This is a genomic window from Collinsella intestinalis DSM 13280, assembly GCF_000156175.1.
In the GTDB taxonomy this organism is placed as follows: domain Bacteria; phylum Actinomycetota; class Coriobacteriia; order Coriobacteriales; family Coriobacteriaceae; genus Collinsella; species Collinsella intestinalis.
Genome location: NZ_GG692710.1, coordinates 433,533 through 452,674 on the forward strand (window position 1 = coordinate 433,533; position 19,142 = coordinate 452,674).

Genomic DNA, 19,142 nt, shown 5'->3' on the forward strand with positions numbered 1-19,142 from the left:
ACTTTTTTCATCTGTTTTAAGATTTTAGTCCTTTGGCGCGTTTCAGCAGCTCATAGGCGAGGTCCTGCTTGTCCATGCAGGGGATCTCCTCAGCCCCCTCCCCTGTCACCCAAAGAACCGCATCCGTATTTGAGCCGAAGGTGGACTCCGAACGCGACACATCGTTGGCGACGATGGCATCGCAGCCCTTGCGGGCGAGCTTGTCGACGGCACGACGAGTAAGGTCATTCGTCTCGGCGGCAAAGCCGATCACGACGCGATCGTCCTTCTTGGACGACATGTCCGCAAGGATGTCGCGCGTCTTGACGAGCGGAACAGAGGTCAGTTCGCCATCGGACTTGCTGAGCTTTTCGGGGGCGACGGTAGCGGGGGTATAATCCGCGACCGCAGCGGCGCAAACGAGCATGGTGGCCTCTTCGAAAGCGCGCTCGACCTCGGCATGCATCTCCGCAGCCGACTCGACGGGAACGACGCACACACCTTGAGGCGCCTGAAGGGCCGTCGGGGCGCTCACCAAGGTGACGCGGGCCCCCATGTCCCGTGCGGCGCACGCAAGCGCGTAGCCCATCTTGCCGGAGGAGCGATTGCCGATATAGCGTACGGGGTCGATGGCCTCACGCGTACCGCCGGCGGTGATGAGCACGTGCTCGCCCGCAAGGATGTCGGATCGCCCGAGCACGGCAAGCGTACGGTCCACAATTGCCTCGACTTCGGCGAGCTTGCCCTGTCCGGTGTCACCGCAGGCAAGGTAGCCGGTAGCGGGGTAGACGATCTCACAGCCCCTGGCAGCGAGGGTCGCAACGTTCTCCTGAGTGGCGGCCGCCGTCCACATCCCCACATTCATCGCGGGAGCCACGACAATGGGGGCATCCGTCGCAAGCAGCGTCGTGCTCATCAGGTCATCGGCAAGGCCATGGGCCATTTTGGCGATGACGTTGGCCGTGGCCGGGGCCACGAGAACGGCATCGGGCTCCTTGGCAAGCGAGATATGGTGAATCGGGTCGGAGGGGTTGTCGAACAGGTCGATCGCAACCTCCTCGTGCGTGAGCGCTCGAAAGGTGGTCGGGCCCACGAACGCGGTTGCGTGCTCGGTCATGCAGACCTTGACACGCACGCCGGCCTTCTGGAGAAGGCGGACAATCTCACATGACTTATACGCGGCGATGCATCCCGTAACGCAAACGAGAACGGTCTTTGGCATGACTACTCCTGCTCGTTGACCACGATGATGCGGTGGCAGTACGGGCACTCGGCATAATCGGTCGCATGACGAAGCGCATCCATGGACGCGGGCTGGAGGGCGGTGCGGCAGACCGTCGGGACGTTGCCCTGGATACGCTCGACACACAGGCCCTTGAAGCGCTTAGAGGAGCGCTCGTACAGCCCCTGGACGTCCTCAGGCAGACGGCCGAACAGGTGGCTGCGGCGAAGGGAAAGCTCGTCGATCTCGGCCTGAATGGCAGAGGCCTGATCGCGGGCGGAACGCGTGTCCTCGACAATGGCGGCCTCGAAGCGCTTGATGTAGTCGGCAAGTTTGCGCTCGCGCTCCTCGGCAGCGGCCAGCGCCTCGCGTGCCTCGGGACGGTCGAACTCGATGCGCTCGAGGCGCTTGGCAAGATTGGAGAGCTCCTCCTCCAGATCTCGCATCGCACGGTAATCACTCGGATCGACGGGACGGGCCTGAGCGGCGGCGGCGGCCTCATGGCAGGCGCGCTCGCCCTCATCGAGGTCATCGACGGCGATCTGCGCGTCCTTGCGAACGGCGAGCAGGCGCGTGGCCTCGGCGCGGAGCTTGGTGAGAGCCGCGCGCTTCTTGCCAAGCTCGTCGATGATGGGCAGCGAGCCGAGCTGCTTGCCCAGCTTTGCAAGCTCGAGGTCGGTCTCCTGCAGCTTGATCAGATCGGAACCAAGACTCATGCGAAATCTCCTTGCGTCGGCACCCACCATTGCGTGGGCAGCGGATTGACATATACGTGTTCGGCCGGGACGCCAATCGAGACGCAGGCGTCGGCCAAAATCGAGCAGAACGGCTGCTCGGAGCGATCGTGGCCCAAAGCCACAACCCCCATCCCCCTGAGAGAGAGGTCCTGGGCGCGATGATAGCCCACCTCTCCGGTCACCACGACATCGGCGCCCGCGCGCACGGCGAGCTCACCGAAATCACCGAGGCTACCGCCGAGAAATGTCGGTCGAGAGACCGTCATCTTAGGATCGCCCCAAACGGTCGGTGCCGTCTCAAACGAATCCCGCAGACGAACGGCAAGATCGCCGAGCGGGATGGGGTCACAAGCACACAGGCTTCCCAAACCAGTCGCATCCGGGTCGCTTGGGTACTCGAGAGAAGATCGCGCCTCCATACCGAGAAGCCCAGGAAGTGAGGCCCTCGCCTCGTGGGAGCGATCAAGGTTGGTGTGAAGCGAGATGACACTCACACCGAGCCGGACGGCCTCGTACACGACGGCGGAACTCGAGGGACGCTCAGCAGATGGAGGACAGAAGCTGTCGGGAGCCGAGATGTAAACCGGGTGATGCGTCAACAGCACATTGCAACCCAAGGAGCACGCAGCGTGCAGCGAGTCCAGGGTGGCATCCAAAGAGCACAGCACACCGCGTACTTTGGCATCGGGATCGCCCACGGAGAGCCCCACATGGTCCCAGGCCTCGGCATCCCGACGTGGGAAACGTGCGAGCAGGGAAGATTCAAGGTCACGGACGAGCATCGTGCGCCACCTCGAAAAAGGCCTCGACAAACCGGTCGAGGGCCGCAGGGTCGACGCGGTCGTCGAAGGAGATGCGCAAGGAGCCGAGCGCATCCTCACGAGGGATCCCCATAGCCCGCAGCACATGGCTGGCATCCATACTCCCACTCGAGCAGGCACTCGCTGCGGAAACGGCGAACCCAAGGCCGTCGAGCTTCAAGATGAGCTCCTCAGAGTCGACGCCCTCGACGTAAATGCTCACGATGCCGGGGAGACGATCGGAATCGGCCCAATCCCCCATCGTGGCATGAACCTTGGAATTTGAGCAGAGTCGATCATACAGGTTATCGGCCAGAGGCCTGAGTACAGAAACGTGCTCAGCCACGTGCGGGAAAAGTGCATCGGCGGCGGCGGCAAGTCCAACTATGGCCCGAAGATCTTGGGTGCCGGGTCTGAGACCGCGCTCCTGCCCACCTCCGAGGCTGCGTGGGCGAATCGGGGTTCGGCCCTTGAGATACAAGGCGCCGATGCCGACCGGCCCACCGACCTTATGCCCGGCGATGGAGAGGGCATCGACACCGAGATCTGCAACATCAAAGGGCACATGCAGCCAACCCTGGACGGCGTCGGCGTGATAGACGGCCCCGTGGGCATGGGCCACATCGGCAAGCGCTCGGACGGGCTGGATAACGCCGGTCTCGTTGTTGGCGAACATGATCGACACAAGCGCGACATCGGGTCCCATGAGCGCTTCGAGCTCAGAAGGTTCGACATATCCTCGACGGTTGGGCTTGACCGTATCGACCGTGAATCCGAAAGCGCGAAGCTGCGGGAGATTATCGATGATCGAATCGTGCTCAATCGCGGAAACGACAACACGGTCGCGCCGGCGATCGGCCGCACGAGCCGCCTCGGCAAGACCTATGAGCGCCAAGACGTTGGCCTCGGTTCCGCCACCGCAAAACAACACCTCAGAGGCGCGTACGTGCGAACCGAAGCTTCGGGCGACAACCCTACGACAAGATTCGAGCACCTGCGCGGCCTTGCGACCGAGGGAGTGCAGGGAGTTGGGATTTGCCCCGGCGATTTCCGAGGCATCGTAATCAAGCTGAGCGCGGATTGCCTCGGGCCTCATGGGCGTCGAGGCCGCGTAGTCGAGATTGGTATACGTGTCAGACATCGCGCCTACGCTTCCTTGGAAGCTCGGCCGCGCGTACCGGCCTGACGGATGTCCTCGACTGCCTGAGCCGGATCCTCAGCTCCGAAGACGGCCGAACCGGCCACGAGAACCGTCGCACCGGCGGCACCAAGCTCCTCGGCGTTGCCGGCGCCCACACCGCCATCGATTTCGATGAGCGGATCGACGCCGTGCTCGACGCACATGGCGCGCAGGCGACGGAGCTTATCGAGCGTGCGCGGGATGAACTTCTGTCCGCCGAAACCAGGGTTCACGCTCATGAGCAGGACCATATCGAGCTCATCGAGGATATCTTCGAGCACATCCACGGGAGTGGCGGGGTTGAGCACCACACCAGCCTTGCAGCCACGGGACTTGATGTGGGAAACCGTGCGGTGCAGATGAGTGGAGGCCTCATAGTGGACGGTGACGAGATCGGCGCCGGCGTCGATGTACCAATTAACCGTGTCGTCGGGATTGGAAACCATGAGATGAACGTCGAGCGGGATGTCCGTGGCGCTCTTACATGCCTTTACGATGGCCGTGCCATAGCTCAGATTCGGCACAAAGTGACCATCCATGACGTCAACATGGATCAGGTCCGCATTCGAGATGCGCTTCAGGTCGTGCGCGAGGTTCGCCATATCGGCCGACAGGATGGAAGGGGAAATCTGGATTGAAGCTGACATGGCGTTCCTTTCGAACGAATTGATATGCGGTTATGCGAGGGCTGAAGATGCGAAACGGCTATTCGTCGAGACCGTAGAACTCCTCACCCGGCATGCGGCTGGTAAGCTGGTCGAGCGCCTCCTCGAGCGTCATGCTGCCGTAGAGGAGCTGCTCAAGCGCAAAGGCAAATGGCACGTCGACGCCCTTGGAGCGCGCAAGCTCGCTGACGCTCTTTGCGGCCGCTGCTCCCTCGACGACCATCCGACGTCGCGCCTGGTACTCCTCGAGCGTCTCACCACGGGCGAACGCCTCACCAAAAGAACGGTTGCGCGAATGGCGCGAGGTGCACGTCACAATCAGGTCGCCCATGCCGGCCAGGCCCATGCAGGTCATAGCCTCTCCGCCGCAAGCATGGACCAGACGGCTCATCTCAGCCAGTCCACGGGTCATGATGAGCGCAAGGGCGTTGTCGCCCATGCCCGATCCGGCTGCGATGCCGCAGATGATGGCCATGATGTTCTTCATCGCACCGCAAAGCTCAACACCGACCAGATCGGTCGAGAGGTAGATGCGGAAGTTCGGTCCGAGGATGATTCCCTTGAAGAAATCGCCGATCTCCATGCTCTCACAAGCGATGGTCGAGGCGGAAAGGGCCCCATGGCAGATCTCCTCGGCGTGATTGGGGCCCGAAAGCGCCGCGATGCGCTCAGGATGACCGATTTCGCTGGCGATGACGTCGCTCATAAGCAGCCCGGTGCCGAGCTCGATTCCCTTTGCCAGACAAAGCACCGGCAAACCATCCGGGATGTAGGGCGCGCAATCACGGGCAACGCCCCTCAAGAACGATGAGGGTACGGCGAAAATCACAGCATCTGCGCCAGCCAGAGCCTCCTCATGTGAGCAGGTCGCGCTCACGTTCTCAGGCAGCGTGTAATCTGAGAGATAGCAGCTGTTGGTATGAAGCTCGTTGATCTCGTGCGCCGGAGCGGGGTCGTAGGACCACATGACGACGGTATGCCCATGAGAGGCCACAAGGCCGGCCATGGCCGTGCCCCACGAACCGGTACCGATCAGTGCGATGCGCATGTTACTCATCCATCTTATCGACGCGTTTAGAAAAAGAGAGTTTGGACTCCGTGCCATTCAAGAGCTTCCTGACGTTGGAGCGATGGGCCCAAACGATCAGCAGCCCGAGAAGGGACATGATCACCTTGAAGCTCAGGCTATCGCCCGCAAAATACAAGGGAACCGTGATAGGCAGGGCCAGAACGGTGATGATGGAACCGAGCGACACGAGACGCGTGAACGCCACGACCACGATGAAGATCCCGAGATGCAGCAAGGCGAAGGGCCAGGAAAGACCAAACAGCACACCCACGCCCGTCGCAATACCTTTACCACCCTTGAAGTGGAGATAGGGCGAAAAGATATGGCCACACAGGCATACGAGCCCCGCGATAGCCAGGAGGGTGTCGCCGATGCCGGCGCCACCGTTGAGGGCGAGTACGTCGACGGGCTCGATGCGGACCATGTTCGCGACGACGAGACGGGCCGCGTTCACGCCAAGAACGCCCTTGAAGACGTCGCAGATGAGCGTGGGAATCGCGACCTTGGGGCCTCCGGCGCGGAGCGCATTGGTGGTGCCGATGTTGCCGGAGCCGACCTTCTGCAGGTCAATTTTACCGAGCAATCTGGCAAAGATCTTCCCAAAGGGAATACCGCAAACAAGGAACGTGAGAAGGTACGTGAGAATCAACGGCCACCAGGAAGCTCCGAACATCCCCGGGCCAGCAAGGGCGAGGAAGCGATCCATCCCCGGCATCGCTACTCCTTGTCCTTGTCGCTCTTCTTGGCACGGAAGCGCAGGCGAATCGGCGTTCCCTTGAAATCAAAGGTGGCGCGCATGCGGTTCTCGATGTACCGCTTGTAGTTGTCGGACACCAAGTCGGTGTGGTTGACGAAGAACGTGAACGCCGGGGGCTTCTCACCCGTCTGCGTGACGTAGTGCATCTTGAGGCGGCGCTTGCCATCGGAGACGGTATGGCCGAATTCACGCATATCGGTAAGGAGCTTGTTCAGCTGAGAAGTGGTGATATGGCTCGCGCGACGCTCGGCCGCGGCATCGACCATATCCCAGATCTTGTGGACGCTGCGGCCGGTCATGGCAGAAATACGCAGATACTCGGCCCAGGGCGCCATGGTCAGGCGGCGATCGACCGTCTCCATGACGGCCTCGCGCTCGTAGTCGTCCTTGAGGAGGTCCCACTTGTTGAGGAGTACCACCAGGGCACAGCCGCGCTCGATCGCGAGATTAGCAACCTTCTGGTCCTGCTCCGTCACGCCCGCGGAGGCGTCGACGACGAGCAGCGCGACGTCCGCGCGATCGATGGCGCGGAGCCCTCGGACCATGGAGTAGTACTCGATATTCTCATAGACCGTGCTCTTCTTACGGATACCCGCGGTATCGACCATGCGATAGCGCTTGCCATCGCGCTCGACAACTGTGTCGATGGCATCGCGCGTGGTACCGGCGATATTGCTCACGATGGAGCGGTCGTTGCCGATCATCTTATTGAAGAGCGAGGACTTGCCGGCGTTCGGTCGGCCGATGATGGCGACGCGCAGCGTATCGGGCTCGTCGTCCTCGTCGCCCGCGTCCTCGGGCAGCAGGGAGACGACCTCGTCGAGCAGGTCGCCGGTGCCGTGGCCGTGCAGGGCGGAGACGGCGACGGGGTCACCCACGCCCAGGGAGTAGAACTCCCAAAGGCTGTCGTTCTCACGGGCGGGATTGTCGAGCTTGTTAACGAGCAGGAAAGTCGGTTTCTTGAGCTTGCGCACCATGCGGGCGACGCTCTCATCCTCCTCGGTGGCACCGACAGAACCGTCGACCACAAACAGGATGACAGCGGCTTCCTCGGCGGCGGCCAGGGCCTGGTCGCGGATGGACGTGGCAAAGACATCGTCGCTCTTCATTGGCTCGATACCGCCCGTATCCACGAGCATGAACTCGCGGCCGTTCCAGTCGGCGACATGGTAGCTGCGGTCGCGCGTGACGCCGCGGCTCTGATGAACGATGGCATCGGACGTCTGCGCGATGCGATTGACGAGCGTCGACTTGCCCACGTTAGGGCGCCCGACGATCGCGACAATAGGACGAGACATAGGTTCTCCTTGGATAGTCACAGTTGGTGAAATTCTAGCATGTGCTCCGTGGCGATGACGCATCCCACGGGGTGGACATAATCTCTTCGGGTGTGGTTCGCTTCACTCACAAAACACCCTACGAGAATATGTCCACCCCGGAGGGTCGCCCATCGCGATCCAAGCCACCCTCGTTGGAAAAATTAGTGCTCGGCGTTATTTATGGGCAGCCGATGCGCGGGGATATTTCCGTAGGGCGTTTTTTGTGAAGCGAAGCGAAACCACGCCCGAAGGAATTATGCCCGCGCATCGGCGTTCAGTTAGACCAACGCGTCGAGTAGATAGTTCGGCGCGGGGGTGGCGTAATGCACGATCGCACCGCGCTGCTCGAGTTCAGCTGTGACCTCATCACGGGCGAGGCCGTCGAGGGTAAGTCCGTCGTAGTTGAACATCACATCCGGAATGAGCAGTTCGATGTCCGTCAGGTCGGCTGGCAGCTGGCCGAGCAGATCGCCCGCGCAGATGAGGCCCGTGACGTTCACGTTGCCGCCGAAGTACTCGTTTTTGATCGCGAAGACATCGACAACGCCTGCATCGAACATGCTGCAAAACGCGCCGAAGGTGCCCTGCGCCGCTTCTCCGGAAATGATGAGGACCCGACGACTCGATTCGCCGAGCCGCTCGGAAACGCGAGCGACCTCCAAACTCCTGACAGCCCTTACGGACTCGACTTCGTCCAGGAAGCTGCGAAGCATACCGATGCCGTCGTAGAACTGCGGAAAGCCATCATAGGTCTCTGCAGGTGGGACCGGCAGATGGGCATCGATGTAAAACTCATCCGCGAGCTGAAATACCGTGCAACCGCGCTCCTCGCGGGCGCGCTGTTGGAACGGCTCGAGCATCTTGACAACGGCCCGCGACGCCTCGACGTCATCGGAATACGAGCTGGTGAAGCGCTTCTGATGCTTGGTGAAGCCAAGCGGGACGATGGCAAGGCTCGTGATGCCGGGATGGGCCTCGACGTACTCGAGAGTTGCGAGCAGCTCGTCTCCGTCATTGATCCCGGGGCAAAGCACGATCTGCGCATGGATCTCGATACCGGCCTCGAGGAAGCGCTCAAGCACCTCGATGCCACGCGGAGCGTTGCGCCCGATGAGCTTGCGTCGGCACTCAGGCGTGATGGCATGAAGCGACACGTTCATGGGCGAGAGCATCTTGTCGATGGCATCTTCGACCTCGGGGTCCTTCATATTCGTAAGCGTCACGAAATTGCCCTGCAAAAAACTCAGGCGATAATCGTCGTCCCGAATGGTGAGAGTGGATCGGCTCTCCTTGGGGAGCATGTTCATGAAGCAGAAGATGCAGGCGTTCACGCAGGTGCGCATCCCGTCGAAGACGACGCCATCGAAATCGACGCCCCATTCCTCGCCCGGGAAACGCTCGATCACGGCAGATGCGACCGTGTTGTCACGCGGATCGAATACCTCGATCTCGGCCTCGACGTCCTCGGTCTCCCACAGCCACACGATCATATCGGTGAGCGGCTTGCCATTCACCGTGAGCACGCGCATACCAGGCTCGAGCCCTATGTCATATGCGGGAGAATCGGGGGTCACCGACAAAACGGTGGCGCCGTCTGAAGATGGATCCTTTGACAGGGCATATGGCGCAACGGTGCCCGCATACGTGGGTACCGAGGGCATGTTCGAATCTCGTTCGGCCATCAGGACTCCAAAAGGCTCCGCATGCGGACAAGGGCGCGCTCAATATGCGAGGCAGGCGTCGAAGCGCCTGCGGTCACGCCGATATGAGAAGCTCCGTCAAACCACGCCGCCTCGATCTCGGAGGCGTCCTCGATGTGATGCGTTTTGGGGCAGGCCGCCGTGCAAATCTCGGCAAGACGACGTGTGTTGCCGGAGTTCTTGCCGCCGACGACGATCATCGCGTCGACGCGACGGGCAAGTTCGGCCGCGCTATCCTGACGTTCCTGAGTCGCGGAGCAGATGGTGTTGATGACGCGCAAATCCATGGTCCGCTTGGATAGTTCGGCAACGACATCGGCCAGCGCTCCGGGCGTCTGGGTGGTCTGCACGACCACGCCGACCTTGCGCGAAAGATCGATGGCGTCGAGATCCCCGGGGACGGAGACCACGTGAGCGTCATCCCCTGCGTGTCCCATGATGCCCTCGACCTCGGGGTGGCCGCTCTCCCCTACTACGATGAGCTGATACCCCTCGCGCACGAGGCGCTCGGCGGCGTTATGGACCTTCTTGACATAGGGGCACGTTGCATCCAAGACATCGAGGCCGCGGGCACGGGCATCCTCGACGACACTCGGCACGACGCCGTGGGCACGAATGATGAGCGTGCCCTCCTCGACCTCGGAAACGCTCGAGGCAGTGCCCACGCCGATGCGTTCGAGATCGTTGACGACCAGCGGATTGTGAATGAGGGGGCCGAGCGTATTGACGGGCTTGCGGGCCTCGTCAGCGGCCTTCTCGGCCATGCCGAGCGCACGCTCGACGCCGTAGCATACGCCGGCGTAACGAGCGACCTCGATCTCGATGTGAGTCATCTAGAACCTCCCCGGATGCTCAGCGCGCAGCGCATCGCGGATCGCGTACATACGTCGAATGGACTCGTCCTCAACCCACTGCGTGCGCTCGCGGCGCTTCATGCCCTCGGGAGCATCTTCGAGAAGGACGGAATCACCAGCTCGCATCCAGCACTTCTTGGGGCGCATGATTCTTTTACCAGCAGGTGTGATATCGCGAAAACCGCAAACGGCAATCGGGGAAACGGGCGCCTTTCCCATCTGCGCTATAAGCGCGAAGCCTCCGTGAACCTCGACCGGCTGGTCATCGGTGCGAACGCGAGTGCCCTCAGGGAAAATCAGCACATCCTCGCCGCGCTGCAAGGCATGCTGGGCCGCGCGCAGGGCCGCCATATCAGCCTCACCGCGATCGACGGGGATGCCGCCCGCGAGGGCGAAAGCCCAGCGGACGATGCCCGTCTTGTTGAATTCCGACTTGAAAATCGGGCGGACGCGGCGGCCGGCCGCCCACTCGCTCGTAACGATGGGCAAAACCTCGGCCATCGAAGTGTGATTGCAAATGATGACGACGCCGTCGGTGCGGCGGGCATGCACCTTCTCGGCGTCCTCGAGATGCCAGCGCCACATGACTTTGGAGAATGCCCAGAGAACAGCCATGACGATGGTATAGATCGCGCGCTCATGCAGCGGAAACGCCGACATGGGGCAGTTGTAATGCGAAGCCGCATCACGCGGAGTCGAGATCTCCCCGGCCATGCTACCTCCTCTCGGCGATGAGATGCTCGATCATGGAGACGATCTCATCGATTGTGTGGCTCGTCGAATCAATGCGAACGGCATCGTCGGCACAGGTGAGCGGCGCAGTTTCACGCTTGGAATCAAGCGCGTCACGACGCTCGATATCGGCGAGCGTCTGCTCGATCTCGGCCTCGATTACGGATGCGTCGACCTCGGCGCCTTCATGGCGCTGCATGACACGGCGACGGGCACGCTCACGCGGATCGGCGGTCAAAAATACCTTGAGCTCCGCTTCCGGAAAGACGACGGTGCCGATATCGCGACCCTCGGCAACAACATCGCGGCCCTCGGCGAAACGGCGCTGCGGGTCGAGCATGGCGGCGCGAACCTCCGGATTGGCAGCCGCTGCGGAGACGTTGCGGTCCACCTCGGGGGTGCGGATCGCGTCGGAGACGTCGACCCCATCCACGAAGACGGAGACGTTGCCGTGATTCTCAGCGCCAAACGTGATGTGGATGTCGCGCGCAAGCTGAGCAGTCGCCGAAGCATCTTCAAGCGAAATGCCGCGCTGCAGTGCGCTCAACGCGACAGAGCGATACATAGCGCCGGTATCGAGCTTGGAAAAGCCGAATCTCGTGGCTACCTCGCGGGCAATGGTGGACTTGCCTGAACCGGCGGGCCCGTCAATGGCGATGATCATGTAATCCTCCTATAGATCCAGCCGCGGCGCGGATTTGAGCGACGCGACCTCTTCGTCGGTGAGTTCCCTCCAAGAGCCTTCAGCCAAGTCGCCGAGCCGCAATTCGCCGAACCGGCAGCGATGCAGGGCGATGACGGGATGACCGATCTTGGAGAGCATGCGCTTGACCTGGTTCTTTCGGCCTTCTCGGATGATGACCTCGACAGCCGTCGCCCCCGTAACGAGCCGAGGGAAGCCGGGGATGTGAGCATCTGCCGGCTCGAGCACGCGGCACCGTGCGGGCTGGCATGGGCCGTCGTCGAGGGTGAGCCCGCGCCGCAAGGGCTCCAGGTCTCCATCCAAGCAGCGGCCGTCCACGATGGCGCGATACGTCTTCCACACATGGTGAGACGGATGGAGCAGGCGCTGGCCCAAATCACCATCGGTGGTAAACAAGAGCAGGCCGGTCGTGTCCATGTCTAAACGACCGACCGGGAAGAGCCCGGGAAACTTTTTGCTGGGCACGAGTTCAGCGACGGTGGGACGCCCATGCGGGTCGCTCATCGTGGTGAGGAACCCGGCCGGCTTGTTGAGCATGATGTAGGCGGGTCCGGAGCCGAGCACGACGGGAGCGCCGTCAACCGTGACCTCATCGCATCGTGGGTCGACCTTCGTACCGAGCTCGGTTTTAACCTCGCCGTTGACGCGAACGCGCCCGGCAGTCATGAGCCCTTCAGACCCGCGCCGACTCGCAACGCCTGCACGCGCGAGAAAACGCTGCAAGCGCATGGGAACCAGCATCGAGTCGCCCTCATGGACGAGCGGCGAGCCCTCACTGGCGCTACGCATCGCGATCCTTGTCGAATGAATCGCCGTCGAACGTGGCGCCAACGTCAGCGCTGCCCTCATCCGTGGAGATGAGCTCGCGCTCCTCTTCCAGATCCTCGTCCACCTCGTCGAGGGTGGACTGGATAGAGCGGCCGGAAAGACGCTCGCGAATGAACTGGCGAGCCTGCTCATCAGGGGCGAACTGCTCGAGATCGGGAAGATCGCGCGTGGAGCGCAAGCCGAACTTCTCGAGGAACGCGTTGGTGGTACCGTAAAGAATAGCCTGGCCGCGCTGGGGGTCCCGGCCCATCTCGCGAATGAGGCCCTTATCCACCAAAGAGGAGATGACGCCATCGGAGTTTACGCCGCGGATGCCCTTGACCATTTCGCGCGTGACCGGCTGATGATAGGCGATGACCGCGAGCGTCTCGAGGGCGGCCTGCGAAAGGCGCTGAGTATCCCATGACAGGACAAAGGACTCGACCTGGTCGTGGAACGCGGGATGGGTGAAAAGGCGCCAACCCCCTGCGACCTCGCGCAACTGAAAACCGCGGTTGGCCTCCTCATACTCGACCTTGAGATCGGCCAGAAGGGACGCAATCTCACCGGGGGTCGAACCGAGAACGCCCGCGAGCTGACTTGCGCTCACAGGATCACTCGAAACCAGCAGCAGCGCCTCGAGGGCGCCCTTGATGGAGCCAGCTTCAAGCTCGCTCAGGTGCTCCATTAGTCCTCCTCGTCAAAAAGCGAACCGTCCTCGGGGCGGTACTCGGGCGCGCCCTCGACTCGGTCGATGCGGATGGTGCCGAAGTTCTCGTCTTGCTCGAGCGTGACAGAGCCGCGCTTTGACAATTCGAGAATGGCGAGAAACGTGGCGACGATCTGCTCAGTGGTCGCATCCCCATCCAAAAGATCGCGGAACGTGAGGTGGGGCCGCGAGATCGTGACGCGGTCAACAGAGGCAACCGTGAGCTCGATGGGCACGCGACTGGGGGCGACATGCTCGGCCTCGAGCAGGAACGTCTCGCGCTTGCCATCCAAATCCGCGCAGATGACGGCAAGGCCGCGCAGCGTGATGCCCGCAAGGTAATCGGGCATCAAGTTCAAGAACTCGGGGTCGGGGCCGGCAACGCGCGGATGCATGCGGCTCTCGGCCTCCATACGGGCCCCCAACGCGGCAGCCGCGCCCTTGAACTGCTTGTAGGCTATGAGGCGCTGGATGAGGACCTCGCGTAGGGAATCGGCATCCAGGCCCGAGAATTCGTCGTCCAGGTCATCGTCTTCGGTGACATTGGACGAATCGTCGGGGACAAGCGACGCGGCCTTGATATCGAGCAGAGTAGCGGCGACGAGCAGAAAATCGCTCGCGACATCGAGATCAAGCGCCTCGAGACGCTCGACCTCGGCGAGGTACTGCTCGGCAACCTCGGAGATGGAAATCGAGCCGATATCGACCTTTTGCCTGCTCACAAGCTGAAGCAGAAGGTCAAACGGTCCGGAATAGACCTGCGTGGACACGCGATACGACATGCGATCCCCCTCTCACTCTAAAAACGCATACGCACTGAGTGTAGCGCACCGACAGGCATTAAAGCCCCAAAGCGAAGCCGACAAGGTTGAGATACAAGGGATCGACCGTGATGCTGAAATAAAGTCCGATCAAATCGATGTGCAGCAGACTCGGCAACACGTACAGAACGACGATCAGAATGGGCATGGAATAGCGCTGGACCTCGTAATACGTCTGCAGAGCTCGGCCCTTGAGAAACAGGACAAGCAACGAAGAACCGTCGAGCGGCGGCAGCGGGATCAAATTGAAGAACGCGAGCGAGAGGTTGACGCTCATGAGCGTCAACGAAAAGCGAACCAAGTGCGGAGCGACCTGCGCAGCCAGGCCGTACTGTGCCAGACCGTCTGCGAACAGCGCGGGATCGTTGGCCAGACCGCGCAAAAGAAGCGCACCCAGGACGGCAAGGGCGATATTGCTCAAAGGACCCGCCAGAGAGACGATCACCTCGTCGCGCTTGGGATGTTTGAGGTTGCCAAGATAGATGGGCACGGGCTTGGCAAATGCAAAGACGGGACCGCCGGCCAAGATCATGATCAGGGGCAGCAATATGGTGCCGAAGGGATCGATGTGGCGAAGCGGATTGAGCGAGATGCGCCCCTGTGATCGAGCCGTGCGATCGCCCAAAAGGTAGGCGGCAAGCGCGTGGGCGCTCTCATGCACCACAATGCCGATGATCACAGCAGCTGCGCTTGCGAGCAAGCCGAACAGATAGTCGAAATTCACCCTACTCCTCCTAGCGGATGGTTTGAGAGATGCGGCCAAGCAGGTAATCCACAAAGAAGCACACCGCCGCCACGACTGCAAAGTCGAAGCGGAACACACCGCCAAAGGGAGTGGGAATCAAACCATAGCCCGCGATGATATCCGGAAGCGCCCGGGTGAGGTCGACGACAAAATTCACGATGCCGAGCATCGTGGCGAATCCGTTGAAGCATAAGACGACCGTGAGCACACAGAGGCCGAGCGCGAACAATCTGAAAGCGAAACCCAGAAGCGAAAGGGCAACGGCAAGCGCTCTACGCGAGTCCACGGGCAGTCTCCTCCTCGATCGTGGTGGACAGCTCGAGCCACTCGTCCTCGAGAGCCGGAAGCTCCTGCTTGAGCCCGTTGTACTCCACGAGCGCGGCGTTGAACTTATCCTGGTCGGCATACAGTTCCTCACTGGCCATGAGAGCCATGAGCTCGTCGTAGCGGGCTCGCTTCACATCAAGCTCGGCCTCGACCTTCTTGAGGCGGTCCTTCGTACCCTTGAGGCGGCGATTGAGCTCGGCGCGAGCGGCGGCCTCCGCACGCTTTTGCTCCTTGGTCTTCTTGCCCTCGCGAGGCGCCGCAGCCTGAGGCTCGTCGGCGCGTTGCGGGACCTGTTGCCTGGAGGCATTTTCAGGCTCAACCGCCTCAGCCGCGGCACGCGCGGCCAAGTCCTCGCGCTTGAACAGGTAATAGTCGTAATCGCCGTCGTAAACGGTCATCTTTCCGTCGCGGATATCAACCACGCGGTTCGCCACAGCACGCACCAAGTGCTCGTCGTGGGAGATGAGGACGATCGTGCCCGGGAAGCTCTTGAGGGCGTTCTCGAGCATGTCGACGGAATCGATATCGAGATGGTTGGTGGGCTCGTCGAGGCAGAGCAGCGCCTCGGGGGCAACGAGCATCTTGGCCAACGCAAGGCGGGCGCGTTCGCCGCCGGAAAGGACCCCCACGCGCTTGTCGACGTCCTCGCCGGCGAAGAGGAAGGCACCGAGCAAACTGCGCTGCTGAGGGACAGTCCAGGTCGGGGCAACGGAGTCGATCTCCTGCAGGACGGTATTTCCCTCTTTAAGCCCCTCGAGCTGGTGCTGGGCGTAGTACGCCACGCCGACGTTGGTGCCGAGCGAACGGGTACCCTCAGTCGGCGCCTCCTGGCCGATGAGCATCTTGAGGAGCGTGGACTTGCCGGCGCCATTGGGTCCGACGAGCGCGACACGGTCCCCGCGATACAGCGTCAGATCGGCGTGCTCGTAAAGGGTCTTGCTGCCGAAGCGCTTGGCAAAATCCTCGAGCTTGATGACCATATCGCCCGAGCGCGGAGGGTCGGGGAACTTGAAATTGACGTGCTTGTGACCCTCGGGCAAGATCACGAGCTCGCTCTTGATCTGCTCGATGCGGCGCATACGCTCCTGGGCCTGGGCGGCCTTGGTCGGCTTGTAACGGAACTTATCGACGAATACCTGCATATGGGCGATCTCGCGCTCCTGGGCGGCGCGCTTGGCGCGCATCTGCTCGAGGTTGTCCTCGCGCTGCTTAAGATAGGAGCTGTAATTGCCAGTATAGGTGGTGATACGGCGGTTCTCGAGGGCCGCCACGTGATCCACGCAGGCATCCATAAAGGCACGGTCGTGGGAGACGATCAGCACAGCGCCGTCGTAGGCGGAGATGAACCCGCGCAGCCACTGGACACTTTCGAGGTCGAGGTGGTTGGTGGGCTCGTCGAGCAACAGGACGTCGGGATGGCGGAGGAACAGCTTGGCTAGCGCAATGCGCATCTGCCAACCGCCAGAGAACTCGGAACACGGCTGATCGAAATCCGAGGGCTTAAAACCCAGACCGGCAAGAATCTGACGCGCGTTGCTCTCGAGTTCGTAGCCACCCAAACGCTCGAAGCGGTCCTGCACATGACCATACTCGTCAAGCATAGCCTGGGGAACCTCGCCGGACTCTCCAGCCTCGGCAATCTTGAGCTGAAGCTCCTCGGCGCGCTCACCCATCGTCTTAATTTCAATCGCAGCGTCCATAACCTCCTGGATGATGGAGATATCACCGGCGAGTTTGGTCTCCTGCTCGAGATAGCCGACATTGGCATCCTTGGCAAACGTAACGGACCCGGCATCGGGGCTGTCGATGCCCATGATGATCTTGAGCAGCGTCGTCTTGCCGGCACCGTTGGGACCGACAAGGGCGTACCGCTCGCCGGCATTCACCTGGAGCGTGGCACCCGTGAACAGGGTCCGCGCGCCGAAAGACTTCTCGATTTTATCGACAAGGAGAATCATGTCACCCTCACAAGGTCGCTGAGTCTCTATAGCAAAAAGGCTCCAGTTACCTGGAGCCTTTAATGTGTGATGGTGGGCGATACAAGATTCGAACTTGTGACCCCATCCGTGTGAAGGATATGCTCTACCCCTGAGCCAATCGCCCGTGCTTTTCAGCAAGGAGAATACTAACACGAATTTGGATGACGGTGCAATACATTTTTTAAAATCGCGATTCAGATGAGGCACTACTCGCCTCTGGCGAACGTTTTCGACTCATTTACCCGGATGGCCGTGCACGGTGTGCACATCGGGCACGAAAAAGAAAAAGGCCAGACACGTGGTCTGACCTGCTGTTTCAATGGTGGGCCCTCCGGGATTCGAACCCAGAACCCAGGGATTATGAGTCCCCTGCGCTAACCGTTGCGCCAAGAGCCCGTTAAGAATGTTGCATCACATGCGTAAATGCAAAAGGCCTTCGGTTTCCCGGAGGCCTTAAATCTCATGGTGGAAACGAGGGGACTCGAACCCCTGGCCTCTTGATGCCTGGAAGTCCGATTGACCTCAAATCCGTGCGAAAAGACGCATTCAGGGCAATTCCGGGTAAACGCGAAAACCGACGCAACGCAAATTCTGCAATCGCAGCGATTCCTGCGAGAGGGAGTATACCACGCAATCGGCGCAGAGGGCCGTCGTGATTGATAGGTGCTTAATCCGCACGGAAGGCCTCGGTTGGGCGCGGCGGTGCCGATCAGGCGACCTGGTGCCGACACCAGCGACCCAGGGCGAGGGGGACGCCGACCGCGACGAGGGCGCCGTAGACGAGGGCCGCCATGCCGATGAGGTCGAGCACGACCGGGCCCACCGGGTAGGAGAACAGCGCGGCGAACATGTCGAACGGCGACTGCAGCCCCATGGGGAACAGCGTGAGGATGTGGCGCAGCACCCCGACGCCGGCCGACGGGAGGAGGCCGGTCACGAACAGGACGACCACGTCGGTCACGATGATGGCGAGCGTGGAGGGCGTCGACGCGGAGAGTGCGAGCGTCAGGGCGAGCATCCCGAGCATGACGAGGTAGAAGATGCCAATGTACAGCGCGGCGGCCTGCGCCATCGTGAGGTTGTAGGGCGAGGCCAGAGCATAGTTCTGGATCGCGAGGTCCGCCCCTCCGGCACCGTAGAAGGCCAGGGAGACGCCGCAGACGATGGCGGCGCCGGCCGCGAACAGGGCCGTGGCGTAGAGGGCGGCGGCCGCGAGCTTCGCGGCCACGAGTCTGCCGCGCCCGTTTAGGGACGAGAGGAGGACCGCATCGGTCCCCTCGCGGTACTCGGAGGCGAACAGGGGCGTCACCGTGACGCAGGCGGCGAAGATGGCGAAGACGAGGAACGCCGTGCAATCGAGGATGTTGTCCCAGCCGCCGGACCACCCGTATCCGATGGGCTCAGCCACGCCGGCCTCCTTCTCGGTCCAGAACGCGCGTTCGGCCGGCGAGTAGACCCACTCCCCTCCCATCCCCTCGTCGAGGGAGTCCTGCAGGCTGGCCGCCAGGGCGCCGTAGAAGTCGAGCGCCATCTCGGGGGTAACGCGGAAGGCGTACTGGTAGGGCTCCAGGCCCCTGACCGCCCAGGGCTTGAGCAGCGTGATGTAGTACGGATCGTAGAGCTCCAGGCGCGTCGCCTCGTCGTACGCCTCCGCCACGGCCTCGTACGCGGCTGCGTCAGACATCTCCGCGAGCTCCTCGGGGTTGAGCCTCTCGTAGGCGATCTCCTGATAGCGGGCGATGTCGGCGGCCACGCGCTCTGGCGTGAGCTCGCCCGCGCGGGCCTCGGCCACCTCGCGGCGGTGCGCGATGGCCTCAGGCCCCGAGAGGATCTCCCCGATGTTGCCCTCGGCCCTGGCCTGCATCACGTTGAGCGCCATGACGGCGACGAGCATGACGATCGCGCCGGCGTTCGCGGCGACGGCCACGCGGCGGGTAAGCATCTTCTTGAGCTCGAACTTGATAAGGCTAAGCATGTCGGCCACCTCCGAAATGGGCGCCGCGGCGTCCGCGGCGATCGGCGTCGGCGGGCCCGGCG

General features: G+C 61.9%; 19 protein-coding genes and 2 tRNA genes. All 21 read right to left on the minus strand.

The features are described 5' to 3' along the window. Window positions 1–16: 16 nt before the first annotated feature. The 21 genes from coaBC to COLINT_RS02170 all read right to left on the minus strand — a co-directional run bounded on the left by coaBC (window position 17) and on the right by COLINT_RS02170 (window position 19,080). Window positions 17–1,201 carry a bifunctional phosphopantothenoylcysteine decarboxylase/phosphopantothenate--cysteine ligase CoaBC gene (coaBC, locus tag COLINT_RS02070; protein ID WP_006722669.1) on the minus strand — a complete coding sequence of 395 codons (1,185 nt, stop codon included), beginning with the start codon at window positions 1,199–1,201 and terminating at the stop codon, window positions 17–19. Between the two features lie 2 nt (window positions 1,202–1,203). Beyond that, the gene (locus COLINT_RS02075) at window positions 1,204–1,917 is read right to left on the minus strand and encodes a zinc ribbon domain-containing protein (protein ID WP_006722670.1); all 714 of its coding nucleotides are present in this window, start codon (window positions 1,915–1,917) and stop codon (window positions 1,204–1,206) included. Beyond that, on the minus strand, window positions 1,914–2,720 hold the full coding sequence (locus tag COLINT_RS02080; protein WP_006722671.1) for a Nif3-like dinuclear metal center hexameric protein: 807 nt from the start codon (window positions 2,718–2,720) through the stop codon (window positions 1,914–1,916). Before COLINT_RS02080 ends, COLINT_RS02075 begins: the two co-directional genes overlap by 4 nt. Next, window positions 2,707–3,879, minus strand: a complete 1,173-nt coding sequence (locus COLINT_RS02085) for a cysteine desulfurase family protein (protein ID WP_006722672.1) — start codon at window positions 3,877–3,879, stop codon at window positions 2,707–2,709. Before COLINT_RS02085 ends, COLINT_RS02080 begins: the two co-directional genes overlap by 14 nt. 5 nt (window positions 3,880–3,884) lie before the next feature. Further along, complete coding sequence (gene rpe, locus COLINT_RS02090; RefSeq protein WP_006722673.1) at window positions 3,885–4,565, minus strand: ribulose-phosphate 3-epimerase; 681 nt, start codon at window positions 4,563–4,565, stop codon at window positions 3,885–3,887. Between the two features lie 58 nt (window positions 4,566–4,623). Then, window positions 4,624–5,640: an NAD(P)H-dependent glycerol-3-phosphate dehydrogenase gene (locus tag COLINT_RS02095; RefSeq protein WP_006722674.1), complete on the minus strand. Its 1,017-nt coding sequence runs from the start codon at window positions 5,638–5,640 to the stop codon at window positions 4,624–4,626. After that, on the minus strand, window positions 5,633–6,367 hold the full coding sequence (plsY, locus tag COLINT_RS02100; protein WP_006722675.1) for a glycerol-3-phosphate 1-O-acyltransferase PlsY: 735 nt from the start codon (window positions 6,365–6,367) through the stop codon (window positions 5,633–5,635). The genes COLINT_RS02095 and plsY overlap by 8 nt, the downstream gene beginning before the upstream one ends. Window positions 6,368–6,369: 2 nt before the next feature. After that, window positions 6,370–7,707, minus strand: a complete 1,338-nt coding sequence (der, locus tag COLINT_RS02105) for a ribosome biogenesis GTPase Der (protein ID WP_006722676.1) — start codon at window positions 7,705–7,707, stop codon at window positions 6,370–6,372. 299 nt (window positions 7,708–8,006) lie between these two features. Then, complete coding sequence (locus COLINT_RS02110; RefSeq protein WP_233418313.1) at window positions 8,007–9,302, minus strand: DUF512 domain-containing protein; 1,296 nt, start codon at window positions 9,300–9,302, stop codon at window positions 8,007–8,009. Window positions 9,303–9,409: 107 nt separating this feature from the next. Further along, entirely contained in the window at window positions 9,410–10,261 is an 852-nt protein-coding gene (ispH, locus tag COLINT_RS02115; protein ID WP_006722679.1) for a 4-hydroxy-3-methylbut-2-enyl diphosphate reductase, read from the minus strand. Further along, the gene (locus tag COLINT_RS02120) at window positions 10,262–10,996 is read right to left on the minus strand and encodes a lysophospholipid acyltransferase family protein (protein WP_006722680.1); all 735 of its coding nucleotides are present in this window, start codon (window positions 10,994–10,996) and stop codon (window positions 10,262–10,264) included. 1 nt (window position 10,997) lies between these two features. Continuing rightward, window positions 10,998–11,678, minus strand: a complete 681-nt coding sequence (gene cmk, locus COLINT_RS02125; protein ID WP_006722681.1) for a (d)CMP kinase — start codon at window positions 11,676–11,678, stop codon at window positions 10,998–11,000. A gap of 9 nt (window positions 11,679–11,687) precedes the next feature. Next, complete coding sequence (locus COLINT_RS02130) at window positions 11,688–12,506, minus strand: pseudouridine synthase (RefSeq protein ID WP_006722682.1); 819 nt, start codon at window positions 12,504–12,506, stop codon at window positions 11,688–11,690. Continuing rightward, entirely contained in the window at window positions 12,499–13,212 is a 714-nt protein-coding gene (gene scpB, locus COLINT_RS02135; RefSeq protein ID WP_006722683.1) for an SMC-Scp complex subunit ScpB, read from the minus strand. Before scpB ends, COLINT_RS02130 begins: the two co-directional genes overlap by 8 nt. Next, complete coding sequence (locus tag COLINT_RS02140) at window positions 13,212–14,015, minus strand: segregation and condensation protein A (protein ID WP_006722684.1); 804 nt, start codon at window positions 14,013–14,015, stop codon at window positions 13,212–13,214. Before COLINT_RS02140 ends, scpB begins: the two co-directional genes overlap by 1 nt. Window positions 14,016–14,073: 58 nt before the next feature. After that, window positions 14,074–14,778, minus strand: a complete 705-nt coding sequence (locus tag COLINT_RS02145) for a site-2 protease family protein (RefSeq protein ID WP_006722685.1) — start codon at window positions 14,776–14,778, stop codon at window positions 14,074–14,076. A 10-nt stretch (window positions 14,779–14,788) separates the two neighbouring features. Then, window positions 14,789–15,085 carry a hypothetical protein gene (locus COLINT_RS02150; protein ID WP_006722686.1) on the minus strand — a complete coding sequence of 99 codons (297 nt, stop codon included), beginning with the start codon at window positions 15,083–15,085 and terminating at the stop codon, window positions 14,789–14,791. After that, entirely contained in the window at window positions 15,072–17,084 is a 2,013-nt protein-coding gene (locus tag COLINT_RS02155) for an ABC-F family ATP-binding cassette domain-containing protein (RefSeq protein WP_006722687.1), read from the minus strand. The genes COLINT_RS02150 and COLINT_RS02155 overlap by 14 nt, the downstream gene beginning before the upstream one ends. 70 nt (window positions 17,085–17,154) lie before the next feature. Further along, a tRNA-Val gene (locus tag COLINT_RS02160) sits at window positions 17,155–17,229 on the minus strand. A gap of 196 nt (window positions 17,230–17,425) precedes the next feature. Then, window positions 17,426–17,501 (minus strand) — tRNA-Ile (locus COLINT_RS02165). Between the two features lie 313 nt (window positions 17,502–17,814). Next, a complete protein-coding gene (locus COLINT_RS02170) occupies window positions 17,815–19,080 on the minus strand; it encodes an ABC transporter permease subunit (protein ID WP_039910507.1) in 1,266 nt (421 codons plus the stop codon). Window positions 19,081–19,142 lie beyond the last annotated feature (62 nt).

Excerpts from the sequence above, each read along its gene's own strand:
- scpB (WP_006722683.1), bottom strand. The coding sequence starts at position 13,212 with ATGGAGCACCTGAGCGAGCTTGAAGCTGGCTCCATCAAGGGCGCCCTC.
- rpe (WP_006722673.1), bottom strand. The coding sequence starts at position 4,565 with ATGTCAGCTTCAATCCAGATTTCCCCTTCCATCCTGTCGGCCGATATG.
- COLINT_RS02085 (WP_006722672.1), bottom strand. The coding sequence starts at position 3,879 with ATGTCTGACACGTATACCAATCTCGACTACGCGGCCTCGACGCCCATG.
- ispH (WP_006722679.1), bottom strand. The coding sequence starts at position 10,261 with ATGACTCACATCGAGATCGAGGTCGCTCGTTACGCCGGCGTATGCTAC.
- coaBC (WP_006722669.1), bottom strand. The coding sequence starts at position 1,201 with ATGCCAAAGACCGTTCTCGTTTGCGTTACGGGATGCATCGCCGCGTAT.
- COLINT_RS02120 (WP_006722680.1), bottom strand. The coding sequence starts at position 10,996 with ATGGCCGGGGAGATCTCGACTCCGCGTGATGCGGCTTCGCATTACAAC.
- COLINT_RS02170 (WP_039910507.1), bottom strand. The coding sequence starts at position 19,080 with ATGCTTAGCCTTATCAAGTTCGAGCTCAAGAAGATGCTTACCCGCCGC.
- COLINT_RS02140 (WP_006722684.1), bottom strand. The coding sequence starts at position 14,015 with ATGTCGTATCGCGTGTCCACGCAGGTCTATTCCGGACCGTTTGACCTT.
- plsY (WP_006722675.1), bottom strand. The coding sequence starts at position 6,367 with ATGCCGGGGATGGATCGCTTCCTCGCCCTTGCTGGCCCGGGGATGTTC.
- der (WP_006722676.1), bottom strand. The coding sequence starts at position 7,707 with ATGTCTCGTCCTATTGTCGCGATCGTCGGGCGCCCTAACGTGGGCAAG.
- COLINT_RS02155 (WP_006722687.1), bottom strand. The coding sequence starts at position 17,084 with ATGATTCTCCTTGTCGATAAAATCGAGAAGTCTTTCGGCGCGCGGACC.
- COLINT_RS02080 (WP_006722671.1), bottom strand. The coding sequence starts at position 2,720 with ATGCTCGTCCGTGACCTTGAATCTTCCCTGCTCGCACGTTTCCCACGT.
- COLINT_RS02095 (WP_006722674.1), bottom strand. The coding sequence starts at position 5,640 with ATGAGTAACATGCGCATCGCACTGATCGGTACCGGTTCGTGGGGCACG.
- COLINT_RS02075 (WP_006722670.1), bottom strand. The coding sequence starts at position 1,917 with ATGAGTCTTGGTTCCGATCTGATCAAGCTGCAGGAGACCGACCTCGAG.
- cmk (WP_006722681.1), bottom strand. The coding sequence starts at position 11,678 with ATGATCATCGCCATTGACGGGCCCGCCGGTTCAGGCAAGTCCACCATT.
- COLINT_RS02130 (WP_006722682.1), bottom strand. The coding sequence starts at position 12,506 with ATGCGTAGCGCCAGTGAGGGCTCGCCGCTCGTCCATGAGGGCGACTCG.